The organism is uncultured Ligilactobacillus sp. (assembly GCF_948826705.1).
In the GTDB taxonomy this organism is placed as follows: Bacteria; Bacillota; Bacilli; order Lactobacillales; family Lactobacillaceae; genus Ligilactobacillus.
Window position 1 is genome coordinate 1 of the sequence record NZ_CAQLEL010000033.1, and the last position, 18,387, is coordinate 18,387.

Annotated in this window: 22 protein-coding genes; 6 read left to right on the top strand and 16 right to left on the bottom strand. The window is 41.4% G+C overall.

The genetic code is table 11. The annotated features are described in order from the left end of the window. The 7 genes from Q9Q35_RS01755 to Q9Q35_RS01785 all read right to left on the bottom strand — a co-directional run. Nucleotides 1–455: DUF1700 domain-containing protein (locus Q9Q35_RS01755; RefSeq protein ID WP_304651867.1), on the bottom strand; the 455-nt coding region annotated here is incomplete at its 3' end. After that, on the bottom strand, nucleotides 448–801 hold the full coding sequence (locus Q9Q35_RS01760) for a PadR family transcriptional regulator (protein WP_304651868.1): 354 nt from the start codon (nucleotides 799–801) through the stop codon (nucleotides 448–450). The genes Q9Q35_RS01760 and Q9Q35_RS01755, both read right to left, overlap by 8 nt. A 155-nt stretch (nucleotides 802–956) precedes the next feature. After that, nucleotides 957–1,397 (bottom strand): DUF3021 domain-containing protein, encoded by a 441-nt coding sequence (locus Q9Q35_RS01765; RefSeq protein ID WP_304651869.1) that lies wholly within the window; start codon nucleotides 1,395–1,397, stop codon nucleotides 957–959. A 1-nt stretch (nucleotide 1,398) separates the two neighbouring features. Continuing rightward, nucleotides 1,399–1,830, bottom strand: coding sequence for a LytTR family DNA-binding domain-containing protein (locus tag Q9Q35_RS01770; protein ID WP_304651870.1), 432 nt, complete (start codon nucleotides 1,828–1,830; stop codon nucleotides 1,399–1,401). Nucleotides 1,831–2,094: 264 nt separating this feature from the next. Further along, on the bottom strand, nucleotides 2,095–2,358 hold the full coding sequence (locus Q9Q35_RS01775; RefSeq protein WP_304651871.1) for a hypothetical protein: 264 nt from the start codon (nucleotides 2,356–2,358) through the stop codon (nucleotides 2,095–2,097). 11 nt (nucleotides 2,359–2,369) lie between these two features. Next, on the bottom strand, nucleotides 2,370–2,747 hold the full coding sequence (locus Q9Q35_RS01780; RefSeq protein ID WP_304651872.1) for a VOC family protein: 378 nt from the start codon (nucleotides 2,745–2,747) through the stop codon (nucleotides 2,370–2,372). Next, nucleotides 2,747–3,181 (bottom strand): MerR family transcriptional regulator, encoded by a 435-nt coding sequence (locus Q9Q35_RS01785; protein WP_304651873.1) that lies wholly within the window; start codon nucleotides 3,179–3,181, stop codon nucleotides 2,747–2,749. Before Q9Q35_RS01785 ends, Q9Q35_RS01780 begins: the two co-directional genes overlap by 1 nt. Nucleotides 3,182–3,334: 153 nt before the next feature. Between Q9Q35_RS01785 and Q9Q35_RS01790 the strand changes: the two genes are divergently transcribed. The 3 genes from Q9Q35_RS01790 to Q9Q35_RS01800 all read left to right on the top strand — a co-directional run bounded on the left by Q9Q35_RS01790 (nucleotide 3,335) and on the right by Q9Q35_RS01800 (nucleotide 5,880). Further along, nucleotides 3,335–4,822, top strand: coding sequence for an MDR family MFS transporter (locus tag Q9Q35_RS01790; RefSeq protein ID WP_304651874.1), 1,488 nt, complete (start codon nucleotides 3,335–3,337; stop codon nucleotides 4,820–4,822). Further along, complete coding sequence (locus Q9Q35_RS01795) at nucleotides 4,823–5,536, top strand: DUF4811 domain-containing protein (RefSeq protein ID WP_304651875.1); 714 nt, start codon at nucleotides 4,823–4,825, stop codon at nucleotides 5,534–5,536. A gap of 95 nt (nucleotides 5,537–5,631) precedes the next feature. Continuing rightward, nucleotides 5,632–5,880, top strand: a complete 249-nt coding sequence (locus Q9Q35_RS01800) for a hypothetical protein (protein WP_304651876.1) — start codon at nucleotides 5,632–5,634, stop codon at nucleotides 5,878–5,880. A 95-nt stretch (nucleotides 5,881–5,975) separates the two neighbouring features. Here Q9Q35_RS01800 and Q9Q35_RS01805 read toward each other — a convergent pair whose 3' ends face one another. The 6 genes from Q9Q35_RS01805 to jag form a co-directional block, all read right to left on the bottom strand. Next, nucleotides 5,976–6,419, bottom strand: coding sequence for a hypothetical protein (locus tag Q9Q35_RS01805; protein WP_304651877.1), 444 nt, complete (start codon nucleotides 6,417–6,419; stop codon nucleotides 5,976–5,978). Nucleotides 6,420–6,424: 5 nt separating this feature from the next. Further along, a complete protein-coding gene (locus Q9Q35_RS01810; protein ID WP_304651878.1) occupies nucleotides 6,425–7,180 on the bottom strand; it encodes a MurR/RpiR family transcriptional regulator in 756 nt (251 codons plus the stop codon). A gap of 73 nt (nucleotides 7,181–7,253) precedes the next feature. Further along, entirely contained in the window at nucleotides 7,254–8,594 is a 1,341-nt protein-coding gene (locus Q9Q35_RS01815; protein ID WP_304651879.1) for a 6-phospho-alpha-glucosidase, read from the bottom strand. 14 nt (nucleotides 8,595–8,608) lie between these two features. Beyond that, the gene (locus Q9Q35_RS01820; protein WP_304651880.1) at nucleotides 8,609–10,204 is read right to left on the bottom strand and encodes an alpha-glucoside-specific PTS transporter subunit IIBC; all 1,596 of its coding nucleotides are present in this window, start codon (nucleotides 10,202–10,204) and stop codon (nucleotides 8,609–8,611) included. A gap of 194 nt (nucleotides 10,205–10,398) precedes the next feature. Next, nucleotides 10,399–10,869, bottom strand: a complete 471-nt coding sequence (locus tag Q9Q35_RS01825) for a MarR family winged helix-turn-helix transcriptional regulator (protein WP_304651881.1) — start codon at nucleotides 10,867–10,869, stop codon at nucleotides 10,399–10,401. A 15-nt stretch (nucleotides 10,870–10,884) separates the two neighbouring features. Continuing rightward, nucleotides 10,885–11,592 carry an RNA-binding cell elongation regulator Jag/EloR gene (jag, locus tag Q9Q35_RS01830; RefSeq protein ID WP_304651882.1) on the bottom strand — a complete coding sequence of 236 codons (708 nt, stop codon included), beginning with the start codon at nucleotides 11,590–11,592 and terminating at the stop codon, nucleotides 10,885–10,887. Nucleotides 11,593–11,857: 265 nt separating this feature from the next. On the opposite strand from jag, the gene Q9Q35_RS01835 reads away from it, so the two are divergent. From Q9Q35_RS01835 to Q9Q35_RS01845, 3 genes are all read left to right on the top strand, one after another. Further along, on the top strand, nucleotides 11,858–12,709 hold the full coding sequence (locus tag Q9Q35_RS01835; RefSeq protein WP_304651883.1) for an aldo/keto reductase: 852 nt from the start codon (nucleotides 11,858–11,860) through the stop codon (nucleotides 12,707–12,709). Between the two features lie 20 nt (nucleotides 12,710–12,729). Beyond that, nucleotides 12,730–14,646 (top strand): M13 family metallopeptidase, encoded by a 1,917-nt coding sequence (locus tag Q9Q35_RS01840; RefSeq protein ID WP_304651884.1) that lies wholly within the window; start codon nucleotides 12,730–12,732, stop codon nucleotides 14,644–14,646. Nucleotides 14,647–14,903: 257 nt separating this feature from the next. After that, nucleotides 14,904–15,383 carry a hypothetical protein gene (locus Q9Q35_RS01845; RefSeq protein WP_304651885.1) on the top strand — a complete coding sequence of 160 codons (480 nt, stop codon included), beginning with the start codon at nucleotides 14,904–14,906 and terminating at the stop codon, nucleotides 15,381–15,383. Nucleotides 15,384–15,438: 55 nt separating this feature from the next. Here the strand turns inward: Q9Q35_RS01845 and Q9Q35_RS01850 are convergent, their stop codons facing one another. From Q9Q35_RS01850 to Q9Q35_RS01860, 3 genes are read right to left on the bottom strand one after another with little or no spacing between them, the layout of a single operon-like run. Continuing rightward, on the bottom strand, nucleotides 15,439–17,010 hold the full coding sequence (locus Q9Q35_RS01850; protein WP_304651886.1) for a sodium:proton antiporter: 1,572 nt from the start codon (nucleotides 17,008–17,010) through the stop codon (nucleotides 15,439–15,441). A gap of 56 nt (nucleotides 17,011–17,066) precedes the next feature. Then, a complete protein-coding gene (locus Q9Q35_RS01855) occupies nucleotides 17,067–17,540 on the bottom strand; it encodes an ECF transporter S component (RefSeq protein WP_304651887.1) in 474 nt (157 codons plus the stop codon). After that, nucleotides 17,530–18,366 (bottom strand): PfkB family carbohydrate kinase, encoded by an 837-nt coding sequence (locus Q9Q35_RS01860; RefSeq protein ID WP_304651888.1) that lies wholly within the window; start codon nucleotides 18,364–18,366, stop codon nucleotides 17,530–17,532. Before Q9Q35_RS01860 ends, Q9Q35_RS01855 begins: the two co-directional genes overlap by 11 nt. Nucleotides 18,367–18,387: the final 21 nt, after the last annotated feature.

Sequence of the window (18,387 nt, forward strand, 5' to 3'; positions counted from 1 at the left end):
ACTGCCCAACTGCTAAATAGCATTGCGATCCCGATATAGATCAAGAACCCCATCACGACTACACCGGCACATAAGATCACACCAGCACCAAAAACTAACCCTGCCATCAAGGCCAAGATCCCGATCAACACTGCGATCATGATTCCCCCAAATCCTAAGAGAAATGGTGATGCTAATAAAGCTAGCAAGATCAACCAGATCATCTTCACATTTGACTGTGGGGTCGCAGTCCGTTGATACTTAGTCTCTTCATCGGTCGTCTTGATCGAATGATCAGCTAAGACTTTCCGACTCAATTGCCGTGGTGTGCCTAACCGTTCTTCGATCTGACTGCGTGTTTCTAACCCCGCATCATCGATAAATTCTGAATAAAACATAATGGCATCAGCACGTTCTTCTGGCGTTAAAGGTTGTAAGTATTCTTCTAATTCAGCCAGATATTTTTCCCTATTCATGTTGCCCCTCCTCATCATATGCATTTTGCTTGCGCTTATCTGCTGCGGCAAAGACAGCATCTAAACTTTCCTTATAATCATTCCACATTTTTTTGATACGCTGTAAATGGTTTTCCCCGCTCTCAGTGATCTTGTAGTAACGACGATTGCGACCTTGATAAGGTGCATCGTATGTGGTCACATATTCTGCCTTTTGTAAGCGCCGTAAGACCGGATACATCGTTGATTCTGAGATCGAGATCGCTTGTTGCATATCTTGTGTCAGTGCATATCCATAGTAATCTTGACTTTCCAGTAAGGCTAAGACCAAACCATCTAATAGATCAGCTGTTACTTTGATTTCCATGCGGTTTTTCCCACCTTTCTTTTTTCTCTGTTATATCTTAACTTCACTAATATTATATGACGTATAATATGCAAGGTCAACTAATATTGTAAAATAAATTAAATTTGATATAAAAAAGTTCTAAGTCGGTCATAAGACTGCTTAGAACTAGGCACTTATTTAATTTTTTGATTGATCTTTTTTATCTCTAACCACGTAGAAAGATAACTTCCAAGATAGATAATAAGATAGACCCCCGTATATATCAGTAAAAAGCCAGCGATCCACAAAATATTATGAGGAAACCAGCCCGCCAGATAAGCTAACGGGAAAAAACAGATCAATGTCACTAGATAATGGAGTAGCGACATCTTGAGTAAACTCCAGCGTTCTTGTGCAAAGATCGATTCGGAAAAATAAAAAACATTTCCCATTAAAGCCCACAAAATGATCGAGCTTGTCATCGCTTTAACTGGGGTCGAAAATAGTTCCATAAATGTTGGTGTTGAGGGCATATATCCTCCTTGTCCAAAAATACTAGAAAAGATGACAGATAGGATCACTCCGATCGCGATCCCCGAGCAACTAGCACTAATTATCTTTTTAAATATCTTCATTTTAGATCCCTAGCCTTTCTTTGAGATTTTTGACACAACGCCTAGCTACAAAGGTCGTAGTACCATTTTTTAGTTTTAAAGCGATCGTTCCTTGCACGGTCAATTCCAAATGATCTAAATAATTCAAGTTAACAAATTCACTGCGACTGATCTTAACAAAATCTGGAGTTAAAAGTTCAGCCACTTCATATAATTTCTTCTTTACCTGATAGCTACCGTGCTCGGTCATAGCATAGATCTTACCAGCTTGGCTATTTAAGGAAATTATCTGAGCTAAAGCTAACGGCTTAACGATCTGATCGGCATAACCCCAAATTTGTTCATCGTGTTCAAGTAGTTGGACGACTTGTTGTAACTTAGGTGTCAATTCATGCACATGAAATTCGGCCCATTCTTCGGGTAATTTAGGATCGATCTCAAATTTACTTTTCATTTTGGCTCCCCCTTTCTTTAACTAAATTCTAACAAATATCAAGCTGATTTTCGCTAAAGACGCCTAAACGGTCAGGACTGATAGGCAAACGGTCTAAAAGCTAGCTCAAGCGGGGCTAAAAAGGTCGTAATACGATAGTTATGTAGTGGAAATGTGTTTTACAGCACACCTAGCAGATAACGAGAGATCCCCCATGTTGCGTATTTTGCAACATGGGGGATCTCTCGTTATCAGTACGGAACTACCCGTGCTGTCTCACACGCTTTAAAATCTTATTTGAACATAGGTCACTACGGCTGCAAAAGCTGCTGTCGCTACCAAAACAAAGCCCTTGCCTACGAGCTTTCCTAATTTTTCTTGAGCGATCATCTCATTGACGGGCTTTTCAAAGCCAACTCCGACCCACCAGGTCAATAAGACCACCGCTAATTTTCTAAACCAAGCCAGATCACCTAACACCAATGTTATCAGTACCATTGCTATTACAATAAAGGCTGTGACTGGATACTGCTTTAATTTTTCTACCATTATGATCCCTTCTATTCATGTAATTCAAGGGGTAAACCGTCAGGATCAAAGAAAAAGGCCATCAACTTACCATCAAAGTCATCGCGTCGCAACGGCTCACATTTGATACCTAACGCCAACAACTGCTCTCTTTTTGCTGCAACATCGTCACATTTAAAAGCCAAATGCCGTAAGCCTCGTGCCTCTCCAGTGGCTCCACTGACACGTTTTGGTGCATTGGGTTTGATAAATAACTCCAATACTAGCCCATCTTTAGCCACATTCAACAAAATGTCGTCTTTTTGTGGGCGGACATGTTCAGATACGATCTTAAACCCTAATTTATTGACATAAAAATCAACTGCTTGCGCGCGATCGCTACAAATGATCGCAATATGATGGACAAACATTACTCTTCACCAAATTCCAAATGACTACCATTTTCATCAACCACACCGTAGATCTTTTTACCTTCACATTGTCCTAAGTCAAGTTGCCCGTAAAGCTTTTCTTCATCTGTGATCTCCACTCCATGCATATTGGCAGCCATAAATTTGCGGACGATCGCCATTTCTTTTTCACGCAATTCAGATTTTTCAACGGCTTTAGCTAAGGTATAGCCCTCATCGATAAAAGCTTTGATCGAACCTACTTTATACAACATTTCCCAGCTATACTTACGCACTGAATTCTTCTCATCGGCTAGCGACTTGATGTAACCACGCTCTTCCCAATAGCGCAACTGCCGCCCCGTGACCCCTGTGATCTTACACATATCACCGATCCCGATCCGAATATCATGGATAAAGTGGGGTTTGTGCATCTTATGCTTCGTCTCTTTCAAGTTTTCCACCTCGCAAATAATTTTCCTACTTTAGATTTTATATTTTTCAGGTGATTTGTCAACTATCTTGACAAACTTGGTAAATAAGGTTTATAGTAGGCAACGCATGTAAATTTAAAATAATATCTAAAAATAATAAGGGAGTGAACTTGTTTGAATAATGCTACACGTCCGACCGATATCAACGGCAATAGTTATAATCGTGATCTATTGGTTTTAGTTTTAATGGTCGGTTCTTTTTGTACTTTTTTGAATAGTACCTTGATGAACACTGCTTTTCCTGCGATCATGAAAGACTTTTCGATCTCAACAGCAACCGTTCAATGGTTAACGACTGGTTTTATGATGGTCAATGGGGTCATGATCCCGATCTCGGCTTGGTTGATCAATCGATTCAGCTCAAAAACGATGTATCTCTGGGCTATGTTGACCTTTTTACTAGGGACAGTCGTTTCTTTTACTGCCCAAAATTTCGGAGTCCTTCTTGCAGGTCGGTTGATCCAAGGTATCGGGGTCGGAGTCTCAATGCCGTTACTCCAAACGATCATGCTCTCGATCTTTCCTCCAGAAAAACGTGGGGCTGCCATGGGGACTGTCGGGCTTGTGATCGGGCTTGCACCAGCTTTAGGGCCAACACTTTCTGGGTGGATCGTCGATAACTGGACTTGGCGTGAATTATTTGGCATGATCATTCCGATCGTGGTCGCCGTTATCATCTTAGCCTTCTTCTTCATGAAAAGCGTTGTGCCTAACACCCATCAAAAGATCGACGTCATTTCGATCATTACCTCAACGATCGGGTTTGGGGCATTACTATATGGTTTTTCTAAAGCCGGTAATGATGGCTGGGGCGATCTTTACGTTATCGTCTATCTAGCTGTTGGGGCGATCTTTGTTGCTCTCTTTTGTTTACGCCAATTAAAAATGGACGAACCCTTCTTGGATATCACAGTCTTCAAATATGGTGAATTTAGCTTAGCTGCGATCTTAAGTGGGGTGGCTAACTTAGCTTTAGTTGGTTCTGAAATGGTGATCCCACTTTACATCCAAAATATTCGCGGTGAATCCGCCTTCCATTCTGGCTTGATCTTACTACCTGGGGCCTTAGCAATGGGGATCATGTCACCGATAACAGGGCGCTTGTTTGACCGTTACGGGGCTAAATTCATGGCGCTTGCTGGGATGACGATGTTGACTTTAGGCTCGATCCCATTTCTTTTTATCACTAAAGAGACTTCGATCATGTTGATCGTCGTCTTTTATGCGATCCGGATGTTTGGGATCTCCGCGACGATGATGCCGGTCACGACTTCTGGGATGAATGTCTTGCCGTTTGCTAAGATCTCTCACGGAACAGCGGTCAACAATACTTTCCGTCAAGTCTTAAGCTCGATCGGGACAGCGATCTTGATCTCAGTCTTGAGTTCAGTTACCAAAAACTCAATGCCCGCTCACAAGGTTTTGGTACAAACACCGCTCAAATATGCTGATCTCGCTACCGGAGCTGTTTTGAATGGTTATCATGCTGCATTCTTTATTTCGATCCTCTTTGCAGTCGTCGCATTGTTCTTTGCTTTCTTCTTAAAGAAGGGCAATAATGCACCTAAAGTCACGCTCACTAGTAAAAAGGGGGTTCAGTAGATGAGTATCATTATTTTAGTTTTAGCAACGATCAGCTTCTTTTGTTTTACAGTCCTGCCTACCCTTAAGCATCGTGTTTTATATGCTTTACTATCATTTTTGATCATGGTGCTTTGTACTGGTGCGATCGTTTTAAATGATTCCTATAATTGGGGGATGAAAGTTCAAACGGTCACCAAAAAACAAAAACTCGTTTCTTCAGTTCCTGATCAACTCGATGTATTACTGTATCAACCACTTGGAACTAAGTCAGAAAGGGTTTATCTCTATCACAATTCTTCTGATGAAAAGAAATTGCACCAAACAAAAACGACTGATACGACTACCAAATACTCACAAACTGCAAAAAATCCACAATTAGTCGTGACTAAAGAGCGTTATGTCTACCAAAATGGCCTCTCTGAGCTTTTCTTTGGTATTTTAGGCAATAATAAGCGCCTCAAACATCAAACTTATGAGTTCAAATTGACCGATAGTTGGTTTGTTTTGAGCACTAAACAAGCTAAACAACTTAAAAAATTGCTTAAAGAACATGACACCGAGCTCAAGAAAAATATTTCCCAAGTTATACAACAAGAATTAGCTCAAAAACTACAACAAAACCCAACAATGTCTAGCACTGAACGCGAGAAATTACTCAAAGAGTTACAAAAACAAGCGACCCAACAGTTAGTCAAAAAATTGATCACTCAAGTTCAAACAAGTGATCCTTAAACTAAATTTAAGGCATATTTATAAACAAATTTAACTAACCAGCGTATAGTAGAGACTGTATCAAGTTAAGATACCATCCAGAAAGGAACATCTATATGGATAAACAAACTGATATTGTCTCTGCACAAGTTGTAGACGTAAAATCAAACAAGATCACCTTAAAAACTGAAGACGATGAAGTTATCGAAGTGGCACGCCCTAAAAGCGTAGCCCACGATATGCTCTTCATCCAAACAATGAAAGATATCTTAAAGAGTGGGATCTGGATCCCTGTAAATAAAAAACTCAAACAACTTTTACGTTACGACTGGTTTGAAACACCAGTCGAACAATACTCATTTTAATATAAAAAGCATGCCTAATGTGGCATGCTTTTTTATATCCGTGCTGCGAATCGTAACTCCTAGGATACCGACTAAACGTAATTTTACACACTGTATTAGTTTATAAACTCCAATCTGAGTCTGATCAAGAGAACAAAAAGTGTCAGCAATATGACCAGCGTAAAGGAAAGTACCAGCGCACCTTGATCTTTTGTCGGCTTTTGGAGAAACTTCTGTTGACTGAAACGTTGGTAAAAATAGATCAATAACGCTCCCACAAAGTTTAAACTCAAGAGTTGTTGTACTAAAGCTAGACTTAAAAACAGTGGTCTATCCGACGCTTTGATCTTCCATAAGCCTGCCGCTAACAATAAGTTGAGACCTGTAATGATCGTTACTAAAGCTAAACTAGGCATCGCTTGTAAAGTCGTTGGCAGACTTTTGCCAAGATCGAGTGCGACCAAATATAAATATCCAAATAAGATCACACTTGAACCGATCCAGTAGCCTAATAATATCTTCTTGTATACAGCTGGTCTTGCCAGTACTTGTTTCAACATTTTTCTCACCTATCTTTACTCATTTTTTCAGTCAACTTACGAAAAAGGTAATCGACCACGACTGATAGCGTAACTAATGATTCGACTTTTTTGTCCTTGATGATCGAAAATGGCGTCACATGATAGTGCAAAGCAAAATCCGAATGACTCGCAAATGTGTTCTCCTTTGCTTGCGTCACACTTACAAGGGGGACATTTTTTAGCGTCCACATGAAGATGTTTTCCTTGATATTTTCGGTTTCACCACTGAGTGACGCCAATAAAACGACATCGTTTGCAGTTATCATCTCCATTGCCATATCAAGTTCAGTCTTATTAGGGATCGTGATCGCCCGTTTTCCTAGCTGTAACAGATTTTTAGCAAATTCATCTAAGATCCTCCGTTGCGAAAAGCCTGTACCATAACAATAGATCGTTTGGGCCTCTTTGAGACGTAATGTTAGATCATCCCATTCGATATGTTCTAAGCCTTTGATCGTCTTAATGATATCTGAGACCTGTAGATCGGCAAACATCTCTGTGGCTGGTTTGGCCTCTTTAGTGCTCGTCTTTAAAAAGTATTTGAATTCCGAGAAACCTGCAAAACCTAATTTTCTGACTAAACGTAAAACCGTTGATTTAGAAGTGTAAGTTGCTGTAGCTAATTCAGTGATCCCCAACTGTTGAACTTCATTTTTATTATCCAGCACATAACGCAAGATGGTCTTATCAAGATCTCCTAAGGCCTTTTGATGTTGTGTGATCAATTCTTCTAGTGTCATGTGCATCCCCCTGATCTGTTTACTAATATGCTAAATTATAGCATATTTTGCACGATCAATTACAGCGTTTACACTAGTTGAGTTCTGGCCAAAAATCACGGTTAGCTTCGATCAAGTCATCTAGGATCTGCTTAGCAACTCTTGCGTTTGGAATGATCTTAGAAAGCGTTAGTGCTTGCCATAGTTTTTGGTAGGAGTGTTCTTCCCAAGCTTCAACGACGAGTTTTTCGACTGCAACTTGTTGTTCCATCAAACCTTTTTGGAAACGAGGGATCTGGCCTTGAACTAGTGGCTCAGGTCCATTTTTACCTACGATACATGGAACTTCGACCATGGCTGTTGGCTCAAAGTTGCTCAAAGCACCATTATTTTCCACGATCAGCAGCATGCGTTCGTGAGTATTGTATGCGATCGCCCGTGCTAGATCCACGATATAGCTAGCATGTTCGTCAACTTCTAAGCTGGTATCTTTGGCTGTTTTAGCTTGAGCGATCTTTTTACATTCGCCAAAGACGTGCTTTTCGCGCCCGTTCATAACTTCATTTGCCCGAGTATACTCAGGATCTGCATGCTCAACTTCATCTTGTGAATAGAGATAGTACTTGAGATACGTATTTGGTAAAGTATCTGGATCTACCGCATAGACTTCACGTGCTTTAGCAAAGGTGTGCATCCAACTTGGATCAGTATGTTGTGATTCATGTTCTCCGAGCTCTTCTTTGAGTGAATAGCCGTATTTAGCTACATGTTCTTTGATCTGTGGCATCAAGTCATTGCCAGCGTGATCTCTGATATCGGTCCACCAGCCAAAGTGATTCAAGCCATAGTAGCGTACTTCCATCTCTTTGCGTGATTTGAGCCCGATCGCATGAGCCATCCGCTCTTCGATCCCGACTGGCATGTCACAAATGTTGATGATCTTAGAGTTAGGCCGTAACTTACGTGTTGCTTCAGCTACGATCGCCGCTGGATTGGAATAGTTCAACATCCATGCATCTGGTGAATATTGTTCCATGTAGTCGATCAACTCTAGGACGCCGCCGATCGAACGCATCCCATAAGCGATCCCCCCTGGTCCACAAGTTTCTTGCCCGATAACACCATATTTAAGTGGGATCTTTTCATCTTTTTCACGCATCGCATATAGTCCGACACGAATATGGGCCATGACAAAATCTACATCACTAAAGGCTGTCTTTGGATCAGTTGTCGCAACAAAGTCGATCTCTGGTGCTTTTTCTTTTAAAATGATCTCACAGGCATCTGCGATCACTTTTTGACGTGATTCAAGATTATCGTAAAACTTGATCTGACGGATCGGAAACTTATCTAAATTCTCCAGCAACATCAATACGATCCCTGGAGTAAAGGTACTCCCACCACCAGCAATTACAACTGAAAACTTCTTATCCATGTTAAATTCCTCCTCTAATCACCAATATTCATTAATTCTTCAAATTGTTCTCTGACTTGGGGCACGTCTAAGCCCACGATAACTTGTAAAGCATTACCATTTCGCACGACACCATGTGCACCACCTGCTCTAAATGTAGCATCATCTTCAACTAAAGCTGGATCTTTGACGGTCAAACGTAACCGAGTCGCACAGTTGTTGACTTTTTCAATATTGTCACGTCCACCGACTGCTTCCAAATAGATCGCTGCTTGTTCACGATAACGATTTGCTGGAGCTGCTTTTTCATCACCTTTGCCCGCTTTTTTATCTTTATAATCTTGCTTGGAGTAGAGCTTGATGTCAGCTTCCTTGTCGATATCGCGCCCTGGCGTCATAATGTTGAATTTTACGATCAAGAATTTGAAGACAATGAACCAGATAAATGTGAAACACAGTCCGATCACGATATGGATGAGCACCGTACCGGCATGATTTGAAAATACTGGGATCCAGTTTCGCGTCAACAGATCGATCAGACCACCGCCCATATCACCAACGACACCAAATGTGTAAAGTGTTGCTGCTAAAGTTGCTGCTAAAACAGCGTGAACTGCAAACAATGGTGGCGATAGGAATAAGAACGTAAATTCTAATGGTTCAGTGATCCCGGATAGTACAGCCGTCAACGTTACAGGGATCAACATGGAGAGCACTTTTTTACGGTTCTCTGGTCGAGCTGTAAAGTAAAAGGCTAACGCGATCCCTGGAGCTCCAAAGACTTTAGAGTTACCATGGAGAGCAAAACCACCTTCTGGGAATAGTGTCTTAAGTGGTTGGGTCGAGCGTGAGAATTCATTTAAGTGAGCAAACCAGTACTGCGTGATCCCACCTTCAACAACTGCTGGACCAAAGACAAATGGAGTGTAAACAAAGTGATGCAAGCCTGTTGGGATCAAGATCCGTTCTAAGAAGGTGTAGATCCAAACTCCGACCACGCCTGAAGTAGCTAAGACCGCTTGTAATGAGCTGATCCCAAATTGGATCTTAGGCCAGATATAACAGGTCAATAAGGCGATCGGCAACATCGCAAAGAATCCTAAAACAACAACATATGATGATCCTTGGAAGATCCCTAAGAAATCAGGTAATTTCTTTTCAAAATAACGATTATGCAAGTAGACCACGATCGCTGAGATAAAGATCGCACCGATGATCCCAGTATCTAAAGTCTTGATCCCGGCGATCAACTTTAATCCACTTTCACCACCAACTGCTTGTTTGAAATTAACGCCAAAACTTGAGCCAAATAATTGCAACATTGTGCTGATGAAATAATTAAAGGTCAAGTATGTGACTACGGCTTCCATTACCGCCCGCGCATTAGCTGTTTTAGCTAATCCGATCGGCAGACCGATCACAAACAAGAGCTCCATGTTGTTAAAAACGGTCCAAGAACCATTTTCAACGATCTTCCAAAAGTTATACCAGATCGTGCCTTCTTTAGCTAGATCACCAACTAAGACTGGGTTAGTCGCTACGATCGCGATCGAGACCATAATCCCGGCAAACGAGAAAAGCAAGACTGGCGTAAACATCGCGCCCCCAAAGCGCTGGATCTTTTCCATCATAAAACTTCACTACCTTTCCTAAAAAACTTTAGCTTTTCTTAACAACCTAAGCATACCATTTTTATGTATCCGTTTTCATCACTTTCTAGTAAAGTGGCATTTCCTTTCCTCTAGTGGGATAAAGTATCAACTTGTGGGAATTTTCCCAAAAAAATATCCACTAAGCAGATACCTGCCTAGCGGATATAACGCTATTAGAATTTAGTTTTTTCCACCAACAACTTGTTGTTATCTTCTAATTTGTTAGCGATGTCTTGGATAAATTTGACGGCATTTTTATACTCATCACTAGACATATCGACTGAACCAAAGCAACCAGTGACCCGGGCTTTGATCTGGTCTTCCAACTCCAGAGCTTTATCAGTCAAAGTGATATAGACCTTGCGCCCATCAGCTTTTGTCTTCGTACGAGTTACCCAGCCTTCTTTTTCCATGCGCTTTAGTAAAGGTGTCAATGTACCTGTATCGAGTTTCAAACGTAGACCTAGGTCACGAATGATCATCTTTTCTTTACTTTCCCATAACACTAATAACGTGATGTATTGCGCATAGGTCAAGTTATACTTCTTCAAGGCTTCAGTATAGAAACGGTTATAAAAGCGTTGTGCTGTATAGATCGAAAAGCACAATTCATCTTCTAAATGGTTGGGTTTATGCTCAAACATAGTCAAAATCCTCTCTTAGTTCTTCCCTGTATTTTTGGCATACGCCGGCTCAACAACGACGAAGCGTCGCGGTTCATTACCGCTTGAATAGGTTTTGACCTCGGTATTTCTAGCCAAAGCAGCGTGGATGATCTTTCTTTCAAACGAAGGCATTGGATCTAGCCGTTGCCGCCGATCTTGGCAAATTGCATCCCGTGCAACTTTTCGTGCTAAAAACTGGAGTGTTTCTTTGCGTCGTGCCCGGTAATCAGTCGCATCTAAGATGACTTGGACCTTCCTTTTACTCTTCCTATCCAAGAAATCTTGAGCTAACAACTGTAACGCATTGAGCGTTTTTCCGTGGCGCCCGATCAAGCTACCTTCCTGCTCAGTTTCAAAATTATAGGTCACGACCCGTTTTTCCACCACCACATCGATCGTTGTTTTGATCCCCATCTTCTGTGTGATATCTGCTAAATAGTAACCTAATTCGTGCAGATATTTCTCCCAGTCTTCAACCTTTTGTTTTGCAACAGCCACTTTTTTGGCGTGTGGTCGTCCAGCATTTTTACGTGTTGTTTCTTCCTTAACAACGAGTTCCACCTCAGCTGGTTTCTTACCAAACCCTAAAAAGCCCTTTCTTCCTTCGCTGATAACTTTTACTTCGACCTGTGCTTTAGTCTTATGCAATTCCTCTAAGCCAGATCTGATCGCATCTTGTGTTGTCTTGCCCCAAAATTTCACATCGTTTCCCCCTAAATAAAGCAATAAACTACATTTCTCAAAAAGTGATCAACAAAAATAGCAGACTAACTAGTCCGCAACTCATTTAGTAGTATAGCATACTTATATTGTGTTTCACACAAATATTAGACGTGAAAATGCTTTTATTCAAAAAAGAGCAATTTTCTTCGATCTGTAAGCACCCTAAAAGTGGACATTTACTTAATTATGGTATAATCAAGGCGTGTAGTACACAATAATTCAATACAAGGATAGGTGGGAATTTATGAGTTTGATGAACACATATACACTTGGAAACGGCGTTAAGATCCCAGTTTTAGGTTTTGGTACTTGGCAAACTCCCGCAGGTAAAGTAGCTACCGATGCTGTCTTGGCTGCACTTGATGCCGGGTTTACCCATATCGATACTGCTGAAATGTATGGCAACGAAAAAAGTATCGGTCAAGCCGTAAAAGCAAGCGGAATCGCTCGTAGTGACCTTTTTATCACAAGTAAATTGGATAATCAGGCTCATACTTACGAACTGGCTACTCAAGCCCTCGATCGTTCTTTATCCGACCTTCAGACCGACTATTTGGACTTATTTCTGATCCATTGGCCTAATCCAAAGGCTTTTCGTGATCATGACTGGGAAAAACATCTCCAAGAGACTTGGCGTGCCCTAGAAGATGCCTACACGGCTGGGAAAGTCAAGGCGATCGGAGTTTCAAACTTTAAACCTAAGCATTTTGAAGTTTTGAAAAAAACACAAAAGATCCAGCCGATGGTCGACCAGATCCGGATCTGCCCAGGTGATGTCGATCGTTTGACTATTGATTACTGTCAACAACACGATATCTTATTGGAAGCTTACAGTCCATTTGGTACCGGACGGATCTTTGCTAATGAGACCTTAAAAGCTTTGGCCCAAAAGAAAAAGCGTTCAGTCGCTCAACTTTGCTTACGGTGGTCATTGCAACACGGTCATCTACCATTGCCAAAATCGGTCCATCCGGCACGGATCAAAGAAAATACCGAAGTCTTTGATTTTGAATTGACTGAAAGCGAAATGCAACAGATCGATGCCTTACGGGGCGTTGCGGGTTTTGCAACCGATCCTGATACGGCTGATTTTTAAAAACCTAAGGGGGAATTTTTATGGGGGAAAACACCACTGTCAATGAATCTTTATTAAAAGATGACCTTTATCAAGCTGTCAACGGCGAATGGCTCAAAACAGCTGTGATCCCGGCCGACAAGTCAACTACTGGGGGCTTTGCCGACTTGGCCGACAATATCGAAGAAACGTTGATGTCTGATTTTGGTAAAATGTTGACCCAAAAAGAGCGCCCACAGACCAAAGAAATGGCAGAATTTGTAAAGTTCTATCGCCTTGCATCTGATTTTGAAGCTCGTAACAAGGCTGGCGCTGCCCCAGCTAAAAAGTATTTAGATAAGATCTTAGCCTTAAAAGATCTAAAAGCTTGGCAAGATGCCTTACCAGATCTAATACTTGAGAGCTACGATGCACCGTTTGAACTCTATGTTTCACCGGATATGAAAGATACCAAACATTACGCACTCCATGCGGATGTTCCATCTTTATTTTTACCCGATAAGACCTACTATGAACCTGACAATGAACAAGCTAAAACATTGCTTCAGATCTTAGAGCAAATGCTGACTGAACTCTTCAAGTTAGCCGGTTATGATGAAGAATTTAGCCAAAAGACGATCAAACAAGCTTTGGCTTATGACAAAAAACTAGCACCATTCCAAAAGGATAGCACTGAACGCGCAGATTACGTAAAATCTTACAACAAGTATACTTTCCAAGATTTTGTATCATTGAGCGAACATGTCGATCTCGCTAAAGTCGTGACCGCTTTACTTGGAAAAGAGCCTAAACAAGTGATCGTTAGCGAACCTAAGTACTACGCAGCTTTAAACGAATTAGTCAACGAACAAAACTTTGAGAGCATGCGTAGCTGGTTATTTGTCAAGACTCTTCTCGATCTAACTGGGTTATTGAGCGATGAGATCCGTGTTGTAGGTGGCACCTATAACCGGGCGCTCTCTGGTTCAAAAGAGGCAATGAAACCGCAAAAATCGGCCTTCTACTTAGCTACAAATCAATATAGTCAAGTAGTCGGACTCTACTATGCCCATAAATACTTTGGTGCTCAAGCTAAAGCAGACGTGCACCATATGGTAGAAAAGATGATCGCTGTCTATAAAAAGCGACTGGAAGAAAATGACTGGCTGAGTGATGAAACGCGTAAAAAAGCGATCGTTAAATTAGATGCGCTCGGGATCAATGTTGGATATCCTGATGAACTCGATCCACTTTACTCCAAGTTTATCGTCAATGACGACTTAAACTTAGTTGATAACGTGACAAATTTCACCAAGATCGCAACTAAGCGTCATTTTGAACGGATCGATGAGAAAGTCGATCGCACACGTTGGGAGATGCCTGCGCACATGGTCAACGCTTATTATCACCCTTCATTTAACATCATCGTCTTCCCCGCAGCGATCTTACAAGCACCATTTTACAGTCTTGAACAATCTTCAAGTGCCAATTATGGTGGGATCGGTGCCGTTATCGCCCATGAGATCTCCCATGCGTTTGATAACAACGGAGCTCAATTTGACGAACATGGTAACTTAGCTAATTGGTGGACTAAAGCAGATCTAGCCCACTTCCAAAAATTAGCTGAAAAAATGATCGCACAATTTGATGGTTTAGAATTGCCCACCGGAAAAGTCAACGGTAAGCTCGTCGTTTCCGAAAATATTGCGGATGCAGGTGGATTGAGCTGTGCGCTTGAAGCTGCCAAAAGTGAACCCGATGCAGATCTGCGTGAATTCTTCATCAACTGGGCCCGGATCTGGGGAATGAAGTCTGCACCAGAACGAGAAAAACTCCTCTTAGCGATCGATGTCCACGCACCACATGTCTTGCGGGCAAATATCCAGCCCCGTAACCTAGACGACTTCTACCAAGTCTTTGATGTAAGACCAGGTGATGGCATGTACCTAGCACCAGACAAACGGATCGCCATTTGGTGAGCATTTTCCAAATAAATTGAGGCTGTGACATAAGTAAAGGCATCTTCAAATTCCAAACATTGGAATTTTGAAGATGTCTTTCTTTAGTGGCAGTTTTTTTATATTTATAATACTAAAAGGCTACTTGTGTCACAGCCTCTCATGTTCATGACTGCATTGGCACACAGACTTTTTACGCTCAATTTCCCAAAATATTTAATTTTATTAGAAATCGATGTTATTATAATAACAAGATTAAAAAAAGGGGGCTGATCTAGATGCGGATCGTTAGTTTATGCTTTAGATGGTTATGTTACTTGCTCTTAGGTGGGATCGCTTTGGGAGCACTCTTGATGTATCTTGATGCTCTAGTTTTTTACCCCAGCTTTGCATATCATTTTGAGTTCTATCACCTTTATTTCGTGATCACTTTATTATTACTGCCAATTTTTCGACTCAGACATCCCTATCTGTTCATCAGTGATGATCAATTTGTCTCTTTACGCCAAAAAGCTTTAGACCAACACCACCAAGACATCTCTTCCCATCATCGTGGTGGGCGCTGGGGTTCAAATGGTGTGCGGGTCAATCCCTTTGAGTACACCTCACCTTATACCCAATCTTATGATGGTGCCACCGGTTTAGCTTACAGTTTAGCCAAGAGCTTTTTTATGAGCCTACTTTTCTTGCTTTTTGCCCCGCTCTTTTATCTTGGCGTTTTTGTCTATCAAAGAACAAAAAAAGACCCTCTACGCTAATACGTAATGGGTCTCTCGTTATACAACCAGTTCCGACAGCATTGGCTCACTTATTTTAGTGGAAAGAACTCTTTGGATCTAAGACCATGGCTTCAGCTAATGCGACCTCGTTATACAAGTCATACAGGTCGGTCGGATCAACTTCACCTGCTTCCAGTAATTCTGCCAAATATTCACGTTCAATATAAAATGACCATAACAAAGCTTGTTGCTCTAAGGAACGTTCGACCTTGTTGAAAGCTGGACGACGTGAAACGTAAAACCACTGTTGCCAAAATTGACGCAAGCTGGTCTCTGAATTTTGGTCACGCAGATCATAGATCACACTTTGCTTGACCTTTTCTGGAAGATACATCTGTTCAACTTCGCTGATCGCTCGATTGATCATCTCTTGGCGATACTTTTTCTTTTCGCCTGTATCATGCTCTTCTTTTGGCAAAATAAACCAAAAAACGATACTTGGAACTAACATACTCAAAATGATCATTACTGATTCAGACATGATGACAAGGTTGAATTGATTTGAACTTAGCCCAAAACTTGCTGCCATAAAGACAAGCGCTAAAGTAACAGCCCCATGAACACCACCTAACGAAAAGATCAAGGCGCTACGGTGACCACGTTTCATGATCAGTAAAACGTAAAGATACCGAACAAGTAAATTCATGACGTACAAGACGATCCCTGCTGTGATCCAGATCCACGATGAAAAGGTCACATCTTCGTCCATAACGATCCGAACAAAGTTTAAGCCTAAGATCAAAAAGACTGCATTATTCAATAACTCTTGAACTAAGGAAAAAATATTATTTCCCAAATAAAATTGCTGCATATCACTGAAACGACTCCGCTGTGCTTCACTGTTATGCAATAACCCAGCACATACAACTGCAATGATCCCTGATACATGGATCTCTTCAGCTAAAACATAAATGATAAATGGCAATGCTACGGCTAACATGATCTGGGCATTAACTGCATTGTCAAAAGGCAAACGTATCAATGCTTGGCGAAAGAAGATCGCAACAAAAGCAACAATAGCACCAAACAATGCGCCACCGATCGCTGCAAATAAGAAATTTATGATCGTTGATCCATAATCGATCTCTCCTCGCAATAAGAACAGCACAGTCGCATTCAATAAGATGATCCCAGAAGCATCATTGAATAAGGCTTCCATTTTTAGCATATTTTTTTCGCTCTTAGGAAGCTGTAGCCCTTCAGAAACAGATTCAGTCGCTGTTGCATCAGTTGGGGTACTGATCGCTGCCATCACTAATGCTAGCGACAAGCCTATCCCCGTGATATATGAGAGTGTAAAACCCGTTACTATCGTACTTATAACTACTAAAATAACTACGATCCCTAAGATAGTTTTGAGTTTATGCCCCACACGATTGAGATTCATCGCCTGCCCTTCAAAGAATAGCAATGGTGCAATGATCGTGATCATAAAGACTTCAGGCTCAAACTCGGGGATCATATCGTTGAAAAAGGGGATACTAGCAATTATCGCGCCAACGGCCATACTAACATAATTTTCCGAGATCTTTGGAAAAAACTGCGCTAAAATACTAGCTGCTATTGATGCAAAAATCAACAGTAGCCACCCACTTAATTCATGCATTAAAATCCCTCCATTTTTCTTTCATCATATCAGAAAAACCGAACAAATTACCACTTTCACGCTCTTATCTTAGGTGATCTTTGGGCAAAGACTAACCCCAGTCCCGTCCCAACTGTACCTTGTAATAGATTAGTCGCTATGCCTAAGATCCCGGCACTCCAACCGTACAATAAACTATCAGCGATAAAATATCCCCCAACTAAAACTACGATCGCTCCTCCGCAAACCAGAATTTGCTCTTTTAAGGACTTATTCTGGGCTGTTCCGATGAGTGCTCCTTGCGTTCCATGGATCACCAATGAAAAGAGCAGATACTGCGGATAACCGCTGAATAGATCGAGTAAAAAGCCACTCAAGCCCCCGACTAAAGCACCACTGCGCACTCCAAAGATGATCCCGGCAAAAACGATCCCAGCATCACATAAATTGATATTTCCATGCGTAAATGCTACTGGGATCAAAAATATGCGTGCCACAGCTACATTTAAGGCCGTTATCAAAGCTAACGTCACGATTTGTCTAGTCTTCATGTGCTATCCCCTTTGCTAATTGTGGCAATAATTCGCCCAGATAGATCCCATAACTCCGGTCAACATTTTGTTTAGCAGTCTGGAGCAAAGCATGTTGTGTCAAACTCGTAGCTTGCTTTATCGCCTGTTCAAACGGAACTCTTTGCCGTAAAAATGAAGCTAAGAGAGCCGCAAAAACATCACCACTACCATAGAAGTGCCCCTTTACTTTAGGTAAGACATATGTTTTTAATTGCCCATCATTAAGCCAAATACATCCCTTTTGTCCGTCCAACTCGACGCCGGTGATGACGGCCCTGCCTCCTGGACGTAAAAGCCGTTCAACATCGTGTGCTAATTTAGCTAAATCTGGAGCATTTTTTGTTTGGCTTGTTAAAAATTTCGCTTCAGTCAAATTGGGGGTCGCAAAATCAGCTACTTGCAACAACTTTTTTTGCAAAGCCAAATGCCGTTCATCTAAATTAGGGTAAAATTTCCCCTCATCAGCAAAAACTGGATCGATCACAACTAGATCTAACCTAGCCTGCTTTAAATATTGGTATAGTGCTTTTCCTGTATCTAAATTATCGATATAACCGACTAACGCTGCCGTGATGTTGACATTTTGTGCCTGCCAATGCGCAAAAGTCTCTTTGACAAAGGAGTAGCAATCACTGACTGCTGGTGTTCCAAAGCCTTCACTTTGGGTCGATAATAAGCTCGTAGGCAAGATAGCTATCGGGATCTTTTGCACTTGTAAGATCGGGATCGCAACTGCCAATGAGAGATTACCGATCGCTGAAAGGTCTTGGGCCACAAGCATCTTTTCATCAAATTCTATCTGCATCAATTCGCCCTCCTGAAATGT

Bases quoted from the DNA above. Each gene is read 5' to 3' on its own strand.
- Q9Q35_RS01760 (WP_304651868.1), bottom strand. From the start codon at position 801: ATGGAAATCAAAGTAACAGCTGATCTATTAGATGGTTTGGTCTTAGCC.
- Q9Q35_RS01765 (WP_304651869.1), bottom strand. From the start codon at position 1,397: ATGAAGATATTTAAAAAGATAATTAGTGCTAGTTGCTCGGGGATCGCG.
- Q9Q35_RS01770 (WP_304651870.1), bottom strand. From the start codon at position 1,830: ATGAAAAGTAAATTTGAGATCGATCCTAAATTACCCGAAGAATGGGCC.
- Q9Q35_RS01775 (WP_304651871.1), bottom strand. From the start codon at position 2,358: ATGGTAGAAAAATTAAAGCAGTATCCAGTCACAGCCTTTATTGTAATA.
- Q9Q35_RS01780 (WP_304651872.1), bottom strand. From the start codon at position 2,747: ATGTTTGTCCATCATATTGCGATCATTTGTAGCGATCGCGCGCAAGCA.
- Q9Q35_RS01795 (WP_304651875.1), top strand. From the start codon at position 4,823: ATGAGTATCATTATTTTAGTTTTAGCAACGATCAGCTTCTTTTGTTTT.
- Q9Q35_RS01800 (WP_304651876.1), top strand. From the start codon at position 5,632: ATGGATAAACAAACTGATATTGTCTCTGCACAAGTTGTAGACGTAAAA.
- Q9Q35_RS01805 (WP_304651877.1), bottom strand. From the start codon at position 6,419: ATGTTGAAACAAGTACTGGCAAGACCAGCTGTATACAAGAAGATATTA.
- Q9Q35_RS01810 (WP_304651878.1), bottom strand. From the start codon at position 7,180: ATGACACTAGAAGAATTGATCACACAACATCAAAAGGCCTTAGGAGAT.
- Q9Q35_RS01815 (WP_304651879.1), bottom strand. From the start codon at position 8,594: ATGGATAAGAAGTTTTCAGTTGTAATTGCTGGTGGTGGGAGTACCTTT.
- Q9Q35_RS01820 (WP_304651880.1), bottom strand. From the start codon at position 10,204: ATGATGGAAAAGATCCAGCGCTTTGGGGGCGCGATGTTTACGCCAGTC.
- Q9Q35_RS01825 (WP_304651881.1), bottom strand. From the start codon at position 10,869: ATGTTTGAGCATAAACCCAACCATTTAGAAGATGAATTGTGCTTTTCG.
- Q9Q35_RS01835 (WP_304651883.1), top strand. From the start codon at position 11,858: ATGAGTTTGATGAACACATATACACTTGGAAACGGCGTTAAGATCCCA.
- Q9Q35_RS01840 (WP_304651884.1), top strand. From the start codon at position 12,730: ATGGGGGAAAACACCACTGTCAATGAATCTTTATTAAAAGATGACCTT.
- Q9Q35_RS01845 (WP_304651885.1), top strand. From the start codon at position 14,904: ATGCGGATCGTTAGTTTATGCTTTAGATGGTTATGTTACTTGCTCTTA.
- Q9Q35_RS01850 (WP_304651886.1), bottom strand. From the start codon at position 17,010: ATGCATGAATTAAGTGGGTGGCTACTGTTGATTTTTGCATCAATAGCA.
- Q9Q35_RS01855 (WP_304651887.1), bottom strand. From the start codon at position 17,540: ATGAAGACTAGACAAATCGTGACGTTAGCTTTGATAACGGCCTTAAAT.
- Q9Q35_RS01860 (WP_304651888.1), bottom strand. From the start codon at position 18,366: ATGCAGATAGAATTTGATGAAAAGATGCTTGTGGCCCAAGACCTTTCA.